The organism is Cupriavidus sp. U2 (genome assembly GCF_009663685.2).
In the GTDB taxonomy this organism is placed as follows: domain Bacteria; phylum Pseudomonadota; class Gammaproteobacteria; order Burkholderiales; family Burkholderiaceae; genus Cupriavidus; species Cupriavidus necator_C.
In genome coordinates, this window is sequence record NZ_RCOG02000006.1 from 257,316 (window position 1) to 272,261 (window position 14,946).

A 14,946-nucleotide genomic window follows, 5' to 3' on the forward strand; every position below is an offset into this window, starting at 1 on the left:
GCAACATGTCCAGCTACAACATTGCACTGAATTTTGAAGACGGTGTCACGCGCTTTGTCGAATGCAAGGCCGGTGAAAAGGTCCTCGATGCCGCATTTCGCGCCAGGATCAATCTGCCGATGGATTGCTCCGACGGCGTGTGTGGCACCTGCAAGTGCCGCGCCGAGAGCGGCAGTTACGACCTGGGCGACGAATACATCGAAGACGCGCTGAGCGACGACGAGAAAGCGGGCGGCCTCGTCCTGACGTGCCAGATGGTGCCGCAGAGCGACTGCGTCATCGCCGTTCCGGCATCGTCGGCGATGTGCAAGACCGAGCAAAGCAAATTCGCGGCGACGGTCACGAAGCTCGAACAGCACAACGACGCGGCCGTCGTGCTGGAACTGGACGTGGACAGCGTTCCCCCGGTCTTCCTGGCTGGCCAGTACGTGAACATCGATATTCCCGGTAGCGGCCAGCATCGGTCGTATTCGTTCTCGTCCCCGCCAGGCGCATCGAAGGTCAGCTTCCTGATCAAGAAGATACCCGGAGGCGTGATGAGCACCTGGCTCGAATCGGCCCGACCCGGGCACAAGGTGCAACTGACCGGCCCCCTGGGCAGTTTCTACCTCCGCACCGTGGAACGTCCCTTGCTGTTTCTGGCGGGCGGCACGGGCCTGGCCCCTTTCCTGTCGATGCTCGAAGTGCTGGTTCGCGCCAACTCGCAGCAGAAGGTGCACCTGATCTACGGCGTGACGCGAGACCTTGATCTGGTGCAGGTAGAGGCGATCGAGGCCTACATCGCCAGGTTGCCCAATTTCACGTTCAGCACGGTGGTCGCGGATGGGCAATCGAATCACCCGCGCAAGGGCTGGGTGACCCAGCATATGCCGGCGGAATGCCTGAACGGCGGCGACGTTGACGTGTACCTGTGCGGCCCCCCGCCGATGGTCGATGCCGTGCGCAAGTTCTTCGACGACAACGGCGTGAAGCCGGCCAGCTTCCACTACGAGAAATTCACGCCCAACGCGGCGCCGGTGACGCCATGAGCGCCCGTCGATTCGAAGGCAAGGTGATGGTGGTCACCGGGGCTGCCCAGGGTATCGGGCGGGGCGTGGCACTGCGGGCCGCGGCGGAAGGTGCGAAGGTCCTGCTGGTCGATCGCGCCGACTTCGTCTCGGAGGTCGCGGCCGAGGCGGCGGGGGCTGACACGGCCGCCTTCATGGCTGACCTGGAGACCTACGAGGGCGCTGCCGCTGCGATGGATTTCGCGATAAAGGTATTCGGTCGCATCGACATCCTGATCAACGGCGTGGGCGGGGCGATCCGGATGCGGCCGTTTGCGCAATTCGAGCCCGCCCAGATCGATGCGGAGATTCGCCGTTCGCTCATGCCCACCCTGTACGGCTGCCACGCAGTCCTGCCGCATATGCTGGCGCAAGGCGGCGGCACGATCGTGAACGTCTCGTCGAACGCGACCCGTGGTATCCGCCGCGTGCCGTACTCGGCGGCGAAGGGCGGGGTGAATGCCCTGACACAGTCACTGGCCATGGAGTATGGCGAACACAATATTCGCGTGGTCGCGGCAGCGCCGGGCGGCACCCAGGCCCCGCCGCGACGCGTCCCCCGCAATGCGGCAGGAGACACCGAGCAAGAGCGACTCTGGATGGGCGAGGCGGTCAAACAGGTAACCGAGTCGACGTTCTTCCGGCGATACGCAACGCTCGACGAGCAGATCGCGCCGATTCTCTTCCTCGCGTCCGACGAAGCGGGCTACATCACCGGTGCCGTGGTGCCGGTGGCAGGCGGCGACAACGGCTAGCAACCGCCGGATCAAGAATTTGTCATTGGCGTGGTGCCGCGCCTGTCCCCGCCGTGCCGTCGGCCGGCAGACTGAATCCGAATACCGCTCCCTTCGGACGGTTCGGCCACGCCTGCAATTTGCCGCCGTGGGCTTCCAGGATCGTGCGGCAGATCGACAGGCCCATGCCCATGCCTTCGGGCTTGGTCGTGTAGAACGCCTCGAACAGTTCGTCGGGATCGGCCGGCAGGCCCACGCCGACATCATGCACGGTCACCAGCACCTCACCCGCGGGGTTGACCGACGAACGGACCGTCAGCTCGCGCGCATGCGCATCGATGCCGCGCATGGCCTCGATGGCATTGACGGCCAGGTTCAGGAACACCTGCTGAAGCTGGACCTTGTCGGCGGACACCATGGGCAGCGCCGGCAGCAGTTCGGTCCTGAGCATGACCCGGTGGCGCGTGAGCTCGCCGGCCAGAAGCGGCAGAGTCTCGGCGATCATCGCATTGAGGTCAATCCGTTGCGCCTGTGGGCCGGCCTTGCGCAACATGGCCCGCATGCCGACGATCACATCGCGCGCGCGCTGACCCTGCTGGACGATGCTGTGGAGCGATTCCACGGCCTCGGCGACGTTGGGTGTCTCGCGTTTGAGCCAGCGCAGGGCGACATTGGCTTCGATGGTCAGCGCGGCCACAGGCTGGCTCACCTCGTGTGCGATGGACGCCGTCAACGCGCTGAGCGTCATGACGCGGCTGACGTGCGCCAGTTCGGCCTGGGCCCGGTGCAACGCTTCGTCGGCTTCCCGGCGCTGCTCGCCAAGCCGGCTGTTCTCGATGGCGCTGGCCGCCTGGAACGCCAGCAGCTTGATCACCTCGATCCGTGCCGGCACGAACGCGCCCGGCGCCAGCCCGTTTTCCAGATACAGCACGCCAGTCAGCTTGCCCTGGTTCAGCAGCGGCAGGCACAGCATCGAGCGCGTCCGGCGCTGGCGTATGTAAGGGTCGGCCGAAAAGGATGGCTGGGCTGCGGCATCGTCGATCACCACATGCTCGTGGCACTCCAGCACGTGCCGGACGATGGACAGCGGTATCTCCGCGGCGTCGAGCGGCAAGTCCGTCAGCGCCACGGCGGTGGTGTCGTCGCGAACGGCAGCTTCGGCTGCCACGCGATGCTCCGTGCCGTGCGGCAGGATCAGCAGCCCGCGTGATGCCCCCGCGTGCGCGATGGCCGTGCGCATCAGCGTGGCCAGCAGACGATCCAGGCGGGTTTCGCCGGACACCGCCTCGGAGATCGCCATGACCGTGGCCAGGTCCAGGTGTTGAAGCGGCGCGCCGATGGTGCCCATCAACGGCGTCGAAGCGGGAACGGCATTGGCGTCGGCAGCCAGGGCGGGATGCTGCCGGTCGAGCTGCCAGACCTTGGCGTCGGCGCCCCAGTGCAGGTAGCCATGGCGAGCCTGTCGCAGATAGACCAGCGCCACGTTGTCGAGCCGCCGGCTGAGGTAGAAACGTGCCGCAAGCTCGTTGGCCAGCGCCTGCATGTGGATGAGATCGCTGTCACGTGCGGATCCGATGGCCGTTTCGAAGCCACGCATCGCGTCGATGTCGCGCCCCTCCAGCCTGGCAATTTCCGCCTCGACGAGCAGGGCCCGGTGCGCGAACGTGGCCGGACAACGCCGGGCCCACTGGGCCAGCTGCCGATGGTGGCCGGCCAACACGGGAAGGTGGATGGCCAGGTCGTCCGCGACGGCGGGATTACAGCATGCCGCGCGCGCCAGCGCCGCGTAGAAGTGATACTCGGCCTGCTCGAAATAGGCGGGAGACGTCCACAGCAGCGCACGGGCCCGTTCGGCCGCATCCAGCGCCTGCGCGGCTTCGCCGGCCAGATAGCGCGCCTGCAGCTTGCGGATCCAGTACCAGCACGACGCAAGGCGCAGCCCCACGTCGCTGTCCAGCCGCGCCTCGAACGCGGCCTCGCTGAAATCCCTCGTGTCGAAGCGTCCGAATACGGGGGTCAGCCCGCGCAAGGTCCGCACGAGCTGGCGCTGCGCGGCAAGGCGGTCCGCCACCAGTGCGAAGCGCGGTCCCCACGCGAACACGCTGCCCGTATCCGCATCGTGCTGCACGCGCCCCAGCGGGTCGCCAACGGCCAGCGCGTGGGTCATCAGGTTGCTGCGGATGTAGGCGGCGTAGGTGAGGTCGCCGATCTGCGCGGTCAGCGCCAGCGCCTGGCGCAACAGGGCGCGTGCCACGCGCAGGGGTTGCGTCCAGTGCAGCAGGTTGCCACCCGCAACCTGGTACACGCGGGCGCGCACCCGCTCGACACCCTGCTGCTCGGCCACGGTCAGTGCCAGGCGCTGGAACGCGATGCCGGCCGTCTCGTCCGGCGCCGCCGCGGTGCGCAGCATTGCCAGCCATGCATAGGCCAGACACGATTCCTCGCTGTTCCCCAGCGAGATGCTCAGGTTGACCATGCGCAGGATGACCAGCGTGCGCAGGTGATCGTCGGTGTACCACGCCGGCTGCAGCAGCGCCGTCAGCACGCGCATCGTGGCAAGACAGCCGGCGTCCGTCATGGGCGGCAACGTGCTGAGGCTGGCGATGTCCCGGCCATCGAGCAGGCTTGTCAGCAGCGCCTCTTCCTGCGCCACGACCGACGCAGCAGGCTGGGCGGTCCAGTCGATACCGGCGCGGCGCAGGTAGGCCAGGCCAATCGTCACCGCTTCGACGCGCCGCCCGCCCGTCAGCAGCAAGCCAAGCTGGAGTTGCGTGACAACCCCCAACGCGGTCAGTGACGACGTGCGTGCAGCCAGCGCCGCCAGCCGCGGTTCGGCACGCGCGGAATCCCCGGTCAGGAATTCGCATTCGGCCATATGCCGCGTCAGCGAGAACGCGAGGGCTTCGCAGCGCGCAAAGGCGTCGTCGCCAAGCAAGGCGAGACCGGTTGAAAGATAGTGAAGCGCGGCGGTGTTGGCACAGGTGGACTTGGCGCGCAGCCCCGCGGCCAGGTTCAGTTCCGCGAGCCTGTCGCGTTCGTCCTGCGTGTCGATCTGGCTGGCCGCGCGGTTCCACTGGCCGACGATCGTAAAGACGTTGGCATCGATCTCTTCCGTTGGCGTGCGGTCCAGCAGCAGGCGGCCGAGGTGCAGATGGAACGCCTGCCGCTCCGGCTCGGGAATGCGCGCATAGGCGGCTTCGAGGATGCGGTCGTGGCGGAAGCGCAGCACGTGATCCTTGCGCGAAACCAGGCCCGCATGCACGGCTTCGCGGATCGCCGGGTCCAGTTCGCCGGGCTCGCGCGTCCAGGCGCGCGCCAGAGTTTCGACCGGGGTGTCGTTGCCCAGGCAGGCCAGGAGCTTCAGCGCCGCACGGGTCCGGGCGGATAGCCGGCCAATCCGCCCGACCATCAATGCCACGACATTGTCGGTGAAACCCTTTGCCGCGATCTGGTCAAGGTCCCAGGTCCAGCACGCTGCGCTGTGGTCGAAGCGCAGCAGGCCTTCGGTCGCCAGTTCGCTCAGGAACTGCGTGGCGAAGAACGGGTTGCCAGCCGTCTTCTCCATCACCAGTCGTGCCAGCGGCGCACTGGCCGTGGCGTCGCAATGGAGTGTTTCGGCAACGAGCCGAAGCAGGTCCGATGCGTCGAGACAGCCCAGTTCGATATGGGCCACGCTGGCACCATCCGCGCGCAATGCCGCGACGCAGTGCGTGACCGTATGGCCATCGTCCACTTCCTGGCTGCGATAGGCGCAGACCACCAGCAGGTGCGTCGTGGCCGGATCGGTCAACAACTGGTGCAGCAGTGCCGTGGTTTCATTGTCGAGCCACTGGATGTCGTCGAAGCAGAGCGTCAGCGGCCCGGCGGCACGTGCCAGGGCCGCCGTGAGGCAGTGCAAGGCGAGCTGCAGCCGTGGCCCGGCCTCACGCGACTGCGTGTCGGGCACCCAAGGCACCGGACCCAGCATGGTTTCGAGTTCGGGCAGCAGCGATACCAGCAGCCCGGCGTTCGGCCCGAGGGCCTCGCTAATGACGGTGCGCCATGACGCCACGTCGGCCGGATCGCAGGCCAGCCGTTCCCTGAGCAGGCCCCGCAGCGCCTGCGCCAGCGTGGCATAGGGCAGCCGCGCGCCGGCATCGGCCGGGCCCTCGGTCGAGGCATCGGCCGGCGCATCCGACTTGCTGGTGGCGCAAAGGCCGCCACGCCCGGCGATGGTTCGCGCGAACGACTGCATGACCGACGTCTTGCCGACGCCCGAATGCCCGGACACCATCACGATCTCGCTGCAGCCCGTGGTGGCAACGCGGTCGAAGGTATCCACCAGCGTCGCCACGGTCTGCTCGCGGCCATAGAGGTGTTCGCGCAGTGCGAAGACGTCCGAATGGTCGCCCTGGCCAAGCGCGAACGGCGCGATGTCGCCGTGCGCCTGCAGTGTCTGGCGACAGTGCTGCAGGTCGCGCAGCAGGCCGGCCGCAGTCTGGTAGCGTTCCCCGGGCGCCTTTGCCAGAAGCTTCATGACCAGATCCGAAAGGATCGCGGGCACCGTGGCCACGCGGCTGGCCGGTGGCGCCGGCAAGCGCGCCAGGTGGGCGTGGACCCAGTCGATGGGGTCCGAGCCGGCAAAGGGAAGCGCGCCGGTCAGCATCTGGTAGAAAGTGATGCCGAGCGAATACAGGTCGCTGCGCGCGTCGATGGCCCGGTTCATCCGGCCGGTTTGCTCGGGCGCCATATAGGCAAGCGTGCCGGCGATTTCGCTGGCCTCAGGCAGCGGCTCGGCGCCGCGCGACGCCCGCGACGCGATGCCGAAGCCGATCAGCCAGGCGCGGGTGCGGTCGCCCGCCACCAGGAAGTGGGCCGGCTTCAGATCCTTGTGAATCAGGCCGCGCTGATGGAGCTTGCCGACGGCGCTGGCCATGGCGATGGCGATATCAAGGAACGCCGCTGCGGCCATCGGCGCGCCCAGCATGGGGGCGAGGGGCTCGCCGCCCGGATCGTCGAGCAGCAGCACGGCGGTATCGCGCTCGCGCAGCAAGGTCAGCGGGCGGGCGGCCCAGTCCGCGTCGATGTCGTCGCGCAGCGCGTATTCGTGAACAAGGCGGTCGAGGGTGGCGGGTGCGCGATGCCCGTCGGCGGCCCAGACGCCGAGCGCGGGTGTCTTGCCGCCGTCCTCCCGCAACAGCCAGCCGCGTCCGAACCGGCGGTCGCCTGCATCCCACGTGGAATCGAAACCGAGGCCGACACCGGCCCTGGGGAAGTACATGGATGACATCGCTATGCTGACGAAGGGGCGGAGGGAACACCCGAGGATTCAAGGGGGGCGCTGCAGGCAGGCCAGATAGTATCAAATAGCCGTGGGCGGCCAGGGGTATGATCTCGTCCGGAAAGCCACCCGGTGACCTGATCTCCAGCCCTTCCCAGAAAAGCATGCGATTTGAACCTCCCGCGGCCACCGGACGCATCTTCACCCGGATCAGGCAGGCAGCGCCGGCCGGGCTGCAGATATTGCGTCGCACGATTGCCCGGCGAGCCGGGGTGCTGCTCGCTGCGGCATTCGTCACGGTTCACCCGGCGTGGGCCGCCTACCCCGAACAGCCGGTCACGATCATCGTGCCGTATCCGCCGGGCGGGCCGGCGGACCTTGTCGCGCGTCCGCTGGGCGCCGCATTGCAGAAGCGACTTGGGACGCCAGTGCTGCTGGAATACAAGCCGGGGGCGGGCGGACAGATTGCGCTGCGATATGTGCAACGGGCCCGGAACGACGGCTATACCCTCGTGCTTGCCCTTGCTGCCTACGCCATCGGTCCGCTTGTCAGTCAATCGGCCGGCTACGATCCCATCAAGGATTTCCAGCCGGTCTCGCTCGTCGCAAAGCAGCCGCTGGTGCTCTATGTCGGGCCGAATTCCCGGTTTCATTCGGTCGCCGACCTGATCCAACGTGCAAAGTCGAATCCCGAGAGGGTGACCGTAGCGTCGTCGGGATATGGCAATACCAGCCACCTGGCCATCGAGCTGCTTTCGCAGGCGGCCGGAATCCGGGTGATGCATGTCCCCTATCACGGCGGCGTGCCGTCCGTGGCGGCCGCCATGAGTGGCGATGTGGATGCCGTGTTCGCCGGTGCCGATAGTCTCAGATACGTCAGTTCGGGCAAATTGCGCGCGCTGGCCGTGGCCGCCGATGTCCGGCTGCCCATTGCTCCCGAAACGCCCACCTTTGTCGAGGCCGGCGTGCGCAATATGTTCGTCACCGGCTGGTATGGCGTTCTGGCGCCGAAAGGCACCCCCGGGGACCGGATCGAGACCCTCGACCTCGCCATCCGCCAGGCGCTCTCGGAACTGACGCTCAACGAGATGCTGGCCGGTTACGGCTTCAAGGTGCTGCATGCCGGCCCGGCGGACTTCCAGATGTTTATCGAACAGGAGCTGGCACGGTGGAAGCGGCTGATCGTGGACCGGCGCATCGTCCCCGAACAGACCGATGCCCGCGCGGACAGGCCCACTGGCGGCACACGCCGGTAGCCGCGGGTGCCCCGGTTCGGCAGTTCGGCAGGCGGCGGCTATCGCCTTCGCCTGCCGAACCAGTTGTTACGCCCCAGTTCCTGCGCCACCACATGCATGTGGTGGCGTCCGATGGCGAGTGCTTCGCGCAATTCCCGCAGCAGATTCACAGAATCCAGTTCGTCCCGGTGGCGGTGCTGGCAGAGCCGGACAATCTCGATCTGCCGCCGCACCAGTTGCCGGCAGCGGGTGACGTGTTGACGAGCGGTTGCAAGCTCTTTGAGGATGGATGAGGGATGTTGCATGATGGGCTCTGTATTCCTAAAGGTAGGCCTGCCGCGCTGCAACGGCAAGTGCTGATGATCGCCAGATACCGGCGCTTCCGCCCCTGGCGGCCGGGACGTGGACGCCTAGCATGCGCCAACCCGCCGATCGCCTGGCCCGGGGGCGTGTTTCGTGCGCCCGGGACGCTACAATGAGCCCCGATTGTGCCTTCGGATGCCTCGTCCAGCCGCTGCGACGAGTGTGGGATGGGAGGAATCATGGCGCGGAAGAAACTCAAGGAGAAGAAGGTGGGAAATCCGGCGGGCGCGGTAAAGAGTACGTTGCGTTTCCCTGTCGTTGGCATCGGAGCTTCCGCGGGCGGCCTGAGGGCCCTGCAGACGCTGTTCCAGCATGCGCCGGAACAGATGGACATGGCCTTCGTCGTGGTGCTGCACCTGGCGCCGGACCTCGAAAGCCAGGTCGCGGCCCTGATTCAGCGTGTCACGACCATGCCCGTCAGCGAAGTCCGTACCACGACGCCGATCCAGGAGAATCACATCTATGTGGTGGCGCCGGGCACCCATCTCGAGATGTCCGATGGCTGTCTCAGGGTCCTGGAACAGCCGAATACCTTTGGGCGGCCCTTTGCGATTGATCATTTCTTCCGTACCCTCGCCGATGCTCACGAGCGGCGGGCCATCGGCATCGTGCTGTCCGGCTCCGGGTCCGATGGCACGATCGGAATGGGCCGGATCCGCGAGGTCGGCGGCCTGACGCTGGCGCAGTCGCCTGACGACGCCGAACATCCGGAGATGCCGCGCGCCGCCATCCACGCGGGCTGGGTCGATATCGTATTGCCTGCGGCCGAGATGCCGCAGCGGCTCATGGAGCTGTGGGAGAACATCCAGCGCATCGAGCCGCAGGATGCAGTGCTTGAAGACGACGACTTGCAGGAATCGGGGCAGTCGCCCAAGACGAGCGGGGAACGGGCGCTGTCCGAAATCCTGATGCATCTGCGTGTGCGCACAGGGCATGACTTCCGCTTCTACAAGCGCGCCACGGTGCTCCGTCGCATCGAGCGGCGCATGCAGTTCAATGGCCAGAGCGACCTGGCGGCCTATCGCGATTTCCTCCGGGCAACGCCGGACGAGGCCAGCGCGCTGCTGGGCGACATGCTGATCGGCGTGACGCAGTTCTTCCGGGATGGCGAGGCCTTCGAGTTTCTCGAGCAGGAAATGATTCCGACGCTGTTCGACGGCAAGCTCAGCGACGACGATCAGGTGCGGGTGTGGGTGGCCGGCTGCGCCACCGGCGAGGAAGCGTATTCCATTTCGATCCTGCTGGCCCAGGCGCGCGAGACGGCGGCCTCGGCCCGGCCCATCCAGGTGTTTGCCACCGATATCGACGTGGCGGCCATCGGCCGGGCGCGCACGGGGTCGTATCCGCTGTCCATCGCCAACGATGTGCCGCCGGCTCTCCTGCAGCGTTACTTCACCCGCGAGGGCGCGCACTACGCCATCAGCAAGGCGGTGCGCGAGCGCATCCTGTTCGCGCCGCACAGTCTGCTGCGCGATCCGCCGTTCTCGCACCTGGATCTGATCTCGTGCCGAAACGTGCTGATCTACCTGGAACGTGCGGTCCAGCGGCAGATCCTGGAGCTCTTCCACTTCGCCCTGCGGCCCAACGGGCTGCTGTTCCTCGGGACGGCGGAATCGGCCGACGCCGCGGATGACCTGTTTGCGGTGGTGGACAAGAAGTGGCGGGTCTATCGCGCACGCGCGGTGTCGCAGCGCGCCAAGCCGCCGATTGGCTTCCCGGTCCTGACGCCGGCCGATACCAGCATGGCCGACGACCGGCCGGCCGTTACCATGCCGCTGCGTACCGCGACCAGTTCGCCCCAGCGCAGTTTTTCGCTGACGGAACTACACCAGCGCGCGCTGGAGACGTATTCCCCACCAAGCGTCATCATCGACCGCGAATCGAACGTCGTTCACTTGTCCGACAATGCGGGCCGGTTCCTGCGGCATGTGGGCGGCGAACTGACCACGAACATCATGACGCTGGTGCTCCCCGAGCTGCGGCTCGACTTGCGCACGGCGATCTTCCGGGCGTTGCAGACCGGCACCAGCGTGGAGGCGCGCAAGGTCAAGTGGGATCATGACCCCGAAGTGTCGTGGATCAGCATGACGGTGCGGCCGTTTCACGACAAGGTTGCCAATGCCGACTTCCTGCTGGTCGTCTTCGATGAGGTGGCCGGTCACATGACCGAAGAGGAGCTGGCCGCCGCTTCGGGGCAGGACCCGGTCCTGGCGCAGCTCGAACTGGAACTGCAGCACAGCAGGGAGCAGCTGGCAACGATCATCGAGCAGTACGAGACGTCGGTGGAGGAGCTGAAGGCATCCAACGAGGAGTTGCAGGCAATCAACGAGGAGCTGCGTTCGACCAGCGAAGAGCTTGAAAGCAGTAAGGAAGAACTGCAGTCGGTCAATGAAGAGCTGACCACGGCGAATGCCGAGATGCAGGCGCGGATCGAGGATACGGCCAAGGCCAACGACGACCTGCATAACATCATTGCCTCCAGCGAGATCGCCACGGTCTTTGTCGACAAGGAAATCCGGATCAAGCGGTTTACGCCGAACGCGACCGCCATTTTCAACCTGATCGACTCCGATCTTGGCCGGTCGCTGTTCCACATCACGCATACGCTGCGCTATCCGACCCTGGTCGACGACGTAAGGCAGTCGTTCCAGTCGCTGAGGCTGACCGAGCGGGAGATCCAGAGCGAGGCGGGGCGGTGGTATCTGATGCGGCTCCTGCCCTATCGCACGGCGGACGACCATATCGACGGGGCGGTGATCACGCTGATCGATGTGACGGATCGCCATCAGGCCGAGGAAGCCGCCCGTGCGGGGGCGCAGCGGTTGCGGCTGGTGGCGCAGTCCACCAAGGACTACGCCATCATCATCCAGGACCGCGAAGGGCTGATCGTCAGCTGGAACGCCGGGGCGGAGCGGATCTTCGGCTATACGGAAGACGAACTCATCGGCAAGAGCGTGGAGGCGATATACGAGGTCAACGATCGCCAGACATCGGTGCCCGCCCATGAGCGGGACACGGCCATGAAGGAGGGCCGTGCGGACGACGAGCGGTGGTATCGCACGAAGGACGGCCGCCGGATTTACTGCAGCGGCGTGGTCACCCCCATCACGGACACATCGTTCAGCGGCTTCGCCAAGATTGTGCGCGACCTCACGGCCCGCAAGCTCCATGAGGATGCGAGCCGCGATGCGCTGGCCAAGGAGCAGGCCGCGCGCGAGCAGGCGCTCAATGCCAGCCAGTTCAAGGACGAGTTCATTGCCGTGCTTTCGCATGAACTGAAGCACCCGCTCAACCTGATTGGCGTCAAGGCGGAAATGCTTCCGCGACTGCCCGAGGTGCGCAATGTCGCCGCGGTCCGCGAAGCGGCCGGCGCCATCCGCCAGGCCGTGCGCAGCCAGGCGCAGATCATCGACGATCTGCTCGATCTTTCGCGCGTGCAGACCGGCAAGCTGGCCCTGGACGTGTCGCGCGTCGATCTGTCGGCGATGCTGGCGGACATTGCGCGGACCTGCGAGCAGGATGTCGGCGACCGCGGCATCACCATGCGGCTGGCGCTGCCGGATCGTCCGGCCATCGCCCTGGTGGACCGCGTGCGCTGCGAGCAGATCATCTGGAACCTCGTCTCCAATGCCTTGAAGTTCTCGGAGGCGAATGGGCAGATCGATCTGCGGCTGTCTCGGGAAGGCGGGATGCTGCGTATCGAGGTGAGCGACAACGGCCAAGGCATCGATGCCGCCCTGCTGCCGTACGTGTTCGACATGTACCGGCAAGGCGGTCGCGACAGGGCGAAGGGCGGGCTCGGCATTGGTCTGGCGCTGGTGAAGCAGCTTGCCCGGATGCACGGCGGCAGGGTGACCGCCAGATCGGAAGGCCCCGGCCACGGTACGACCATGACGGTATGGCTGCCCGCCGCGCCTGTCGATAACGCGTCGGACCCGGACGCCGCGGACGGCATGCAGAGCATTGCCGGCCTGCGGATTCTCCTGGTGGAAGGCGACCGGGACACGTCCGCCGCGCTCGCCGAGCTGCTGGAACTGGAAGGGGCAAGCGTGAGCGTGGCAACGTCCGGTGCCGAGGCGCTGGAGATTCTGGCCGAGGTTCCGATCGACGCCATCGTCTCGGATATCGGGCTGGCCGATATGGACGGCTACGCGCTCATGCGCAATATCCGCCAGGACACCCGCTGGGCGAATATCTGGTCGGTGGCCCTGACCGGACGCGATCACAAGGAGGATGCCAAAGCCGCCCGGGAAGCCGGATACAACAAGCATCTTGCCAAGCCGCTCGACTTCCAGGAATTGCTCGGCGCGCTGAGCGATCTGGTGTCCCGGCAGGACGGCGCCAAGTCCGACTGAGACGGCCTGCACAAGACTGACGCGCCTGTTGTGTCACGGGTGCGGAACTTGCTTTTCCCGTAAAAAGGAAAAGCCATGCGCAGAGATATTGTCGTTGTAGCTGCATCCCGGGGCGCACTTCCGGTCCTCAAGACGCTGGTCGAAGGCCTGGCCAGGGACCTGGAGCTTGTCATGCTTGTGGTGCTGCACATTGGACGGCACCGCAGCATCCTGCCGGAACTGCTGTCGAAGTGGGGCTGCTTCCCGGCGCACCACCCCCAGCACGGCGAAGCAATTCAACACGGCAGAATTTACGTGGCGCCGCCGGATCGACACATGGTCGTGCGTGGCGACACCGTGTGCCTGCTGGAGACGGCACCGGAGAATTTCTGCCGGCCTGCCGCCGATCCGCTGTTCCGGTCGGCCAGCGCACAGTACAAGGAGCGTGTGGTCGGCATTGTGATGAGCGGCGAACTCGACGACGGTGCGGCGGGCCTTGCGGCGATCGAGGCACGCGGCGGCTATCGCATCGTCCAGGATCCGGACGACTGCGAGGCGCCCTCCATGCCTCGCAGCGCAATCGCCGCGGCGGGGGCCGATGCCATTGTCGGGCAGGATGGGCTCGCCAATGCGCTACGGGCTGCCGTCAACGGGGCCGCACGGCAAAAGGAGTCGATCATGAGCAACCTGACAGACCTGGATCGCGAGGAGCGGATTGGGGACAGCGGCGTTGCGGAACCTCGGCAACTCGACGCTATCGCGGATCGCTCGGCACTGACTTGCCCGACATGTCACGGCGTGCTGTGGCGGCTGCGGGACGATCGGCCATTGCGATACCGCTGTCACACGGGCCACGCCTTCTCCGCGCTGTCGCTCGACGCCGCGAACGCCCAGGAGACTGCCGATGCAATCTGGGGGGCGCTTCGTGCCGTCCACGAACGGATCATATTCGCCCAGGAGCGGCAGCAATGGGCCAGGCGCGTGGGCAACCACACCGACGTGGCGATCGAACAGTCACGGATAGACGAGAACGAGAAACTCGCCGATCTGTTGCGCGCGGCTGCCGGCACGCGCATGAGCTGAACGCGACACGCAACGCGCGTCAGCGGCTTGGGGCCGGCGTCCCGGCACACACGCGCCACGCTATTGCTGATAGGACGGCGCGACGAATCCCGCAAAACGCTGCTGCGTCACGGCCTTGAAGTCGGCGGACCGGTAGGCATCGCGAATGTCGGACACGAACGGCTTGTTCAGGTCCTCGGTCCTGACAGCCACCAGGTTCATGTAGTAGTCAGGGATCTTCTCCAGCGCCAGTGACGACGTCAGCTTGAGCCCGGCCGCGAGCGCGAAATTGCCATTCACGAAGGCGTAGTCCACGTCATCCAGCGAGCGGGGCAACTGGGCGGCCTCCAGCTGAATCAGCTTGAGCCTGTGCGGATTGCCGTCGATGTCGCGCTCGCTTGCCCGCACGGCATCGGTGCCGGGCTTGAGCGTGACCCAGCCGATCTGCTGAAGGATGGCAATGGCGCGCGCCAGATTGGTCGGATCGTTGGGCAGCGATACGGTGGCGCCGGGCTTCACGTCGCCCAGCGTCTTGTGCTTGTGGCTGTAAATGCCGATCGGCGCCGTGGGCACCTGGATCAGCGCCGACAGTTGCAGCTTGCGGTCCGCCGAGAATTTCTTCAGATACACCACGTGCTGGAACGCGTTGGCGTCGATGGCGCCGTCGGCCAGCGCGAGATTCGGCTGCACGTAGTCGCTGAACTCGACAATTGTCACCTTGTAGCCGCGCTTTTCCAGAATCGGCTTGATGCCGTAGCGTACCTGGTCCGCGTAAGGCCCCGCCGTGGCGCCGAAGCGGATTTCCTTCCTGTCGGCGTCTGCGGCCTGCGATCCCTGCACGATACCGAACGCCAGCAACGCGGCGACCAGCTTGACCCCGGTCTTGATGAACATGTGGCTCCTTTTCTCTTG

General features: G+C 66.2%; 8 protein-coding genes. 5 read left to right on the forward strand and 3 right to left on the reverse strand.

The window, feature by feature from the left end; all coding sequences use genetic code 11:
* Window positions 1–5: 5 nt before the first annotated feature.
* Window positions 6–1,028 (forward strand): benzoate 1,2-dioxygenase electron transfer component BenC, encoded by a 1,023-nt coding sequence (benC, locus tag D9X30_RS07025; RefSeq protein WP_153947018.1) that lies wholly within the window; start codon window positions 6–8, stop codon window positions 1,026–1,028.
* Window positions 1,025–1,801: a benzoate diol dehydrogenase BenD gene (gene benD / locus D9X30_RS07030; RefSeq protein WP_153947019.1), complete on the forward strand. Its 777-nt coding sequence runs from the start codon at window positions 1,025–1,027 to the stop codon at window positions 1,799–1,801. The genes benC and benD overlap by 4 nt, the downstream gene beginning before the upstream one ends.
* 22 nt (window positions 1,802–1,823) lie before the next feature.
* Here the strand turns inward: benD and D9X30_RS07035 are convergent, their stop codons facing one another.
* Window positions 1,824–7,040 carry a trifunctional serine/threonine-protein kinase/ATP-binding protein/sensor histidine kinase gene (locus tag D9X30_RS07035; RefSeq protein WP_153947020.1) on the reverse strand — a complete coding sequence of 1,739 codons (5,217 nt, stop codon included), beginning with the start codon at window positions 7,038–7,040 and terminating at the stop codon, window positions 1,824–1,826.
* Between the two features lie 164 nt (window positions 7,041–7,204).
* On the opposite strand from D9X30_RS07035, the gene D9X30_RS07040 reads away from it, so the two are divergent.
* Entirely contained in the window at window positions 7,205–8,296 is a 1,092-nt protein-coding gene (locus tag D9X30_RS07040) for a Bug family tripartite tricarboxylate transporter substrate binding protein (protein WP_153947021.1), read from the forward strand.
* A 38-nt stretch (window positions 8,297–8,334) separates the two neighbouring features.
* Here D9X30_RS07040 and D9X30_RS07045 read toward each other — a convergent pair whose 3' ends face one another.
* On the reverse strand, window positions 8,335–8,580 hold the full coding sequence (locus tag D9X30_RS07045; RefSeq protein ID WP_153947022.1) for a hypothetical protein: 246 nt from the start codon (window positions 8,578–8,580) through the stop codon (window positions 8,335–8,337).
* A 237-nt stretch (window positions 8,581–8,817) separates the two neighbouring features.
* Between D9X30_RS07045 and D9X30_RS07050 the strand changes: the two genes are divergently transcribed.
* Entirely contained in the window at window positions 8,818–12,993 is a 4,176-nt protein-coding gene (locus D9X30_RS07050; RefSeq protein WP_153947023.1) for a CheR family methyltransferase, read from the forward strand.
* Window positions 12,994–13,068: 75 nt separating this feature from the next.
* Window positions 13,069–14,055: a chemotaxis protein CheB gene (locus tag D9X30_RS07055; RefSeq protein WP_153947024.1), complete on the forward strand. Its 987-nt coding sequence runs from the start codon at window positions 13,069–13,071 to the stop codon at window positions 14,053–14,055.
* A gap of 60 nt (window positions 14,056–14,115) precedes the next feature.
* Here the strand turns inward: D9X30_RS07055 and D9X30_RS07060 are convergent, their stop codons facing one another.
* Window positions 14,116–14,928: a MetQ/NlpA family ABC transporter substrate-binding protein gene (locus D9X30_RS07060; RefSeq protein WP_153947025.1), complete on the reverse strand. Its 813-nt coding sequence runs from the start codon at window positions 14,926–14,928 to the stop codon at window positions 14,116–14,118.
* Window positions 14,929–14,946 lie beyond the last annotated feature (18 nt).

Excerpts from the sequence above, each read along its gene's own strand:
- benC (WP_153947018.1), top strand. The coding sequence starts at position 6 with ATGTCCAGCTACAACATTGCACTGAATTTTGAAGACGGTGTCACGCGC.
- benD (WP_153947019.1), top strand. The coding sequence starts at position 1,025 with ATGAGCGCCCGTCGATTCGAAGGCAAGGTGATGGTGGTCACCGGGGCT.
- D9X30_RS07035 (WP_153947020.1), bottom strand. The coding sequence starts at position 7,040 with ATGTACTTCCCCAGGGCCGGTGTCGGCCTCGGTTTCGATTCCACGTGG.
- D9X30_RS07040 (WP_153947021.1), top strand. The coding sequence starts at position 7,205 with ATGCGATTTGAACCTCCCGCGGCCACCGGACGCATCTTCACCCGGATC.
- D9X30_RS07045 (WP_153947022.1), bottom strand. The coding sequence starts at position 8,580 with ATGCAACATCCCTCATCCATCCTCAAAGAGCTTGCAACCGCTCGTCAA.
- D9X30_RS07050 (WP_153947023.1), top strand. The coding sequence starts at position 8,818 with ATGGCGCGGAAGAAACTCAAGGAGAAGAAGGTGGGAAATCCGGCGGGC.
- D9X30_RS07055 (WP_153947024.1), top strand. The coding sequence starts at position 13,069 with ATGCGCAGAGATATTGTCGTTGTAGCTGCATCCCGGGGCGCACTTCCG.
- D9X30_RS07060 (WP_153947025.1), bottom strand. The coding sequence starts at position 14,928 with ATGTTCATCAAGACCGGGGTCAAGCTGGTCGCCGCGTTGCTGGCGTTC.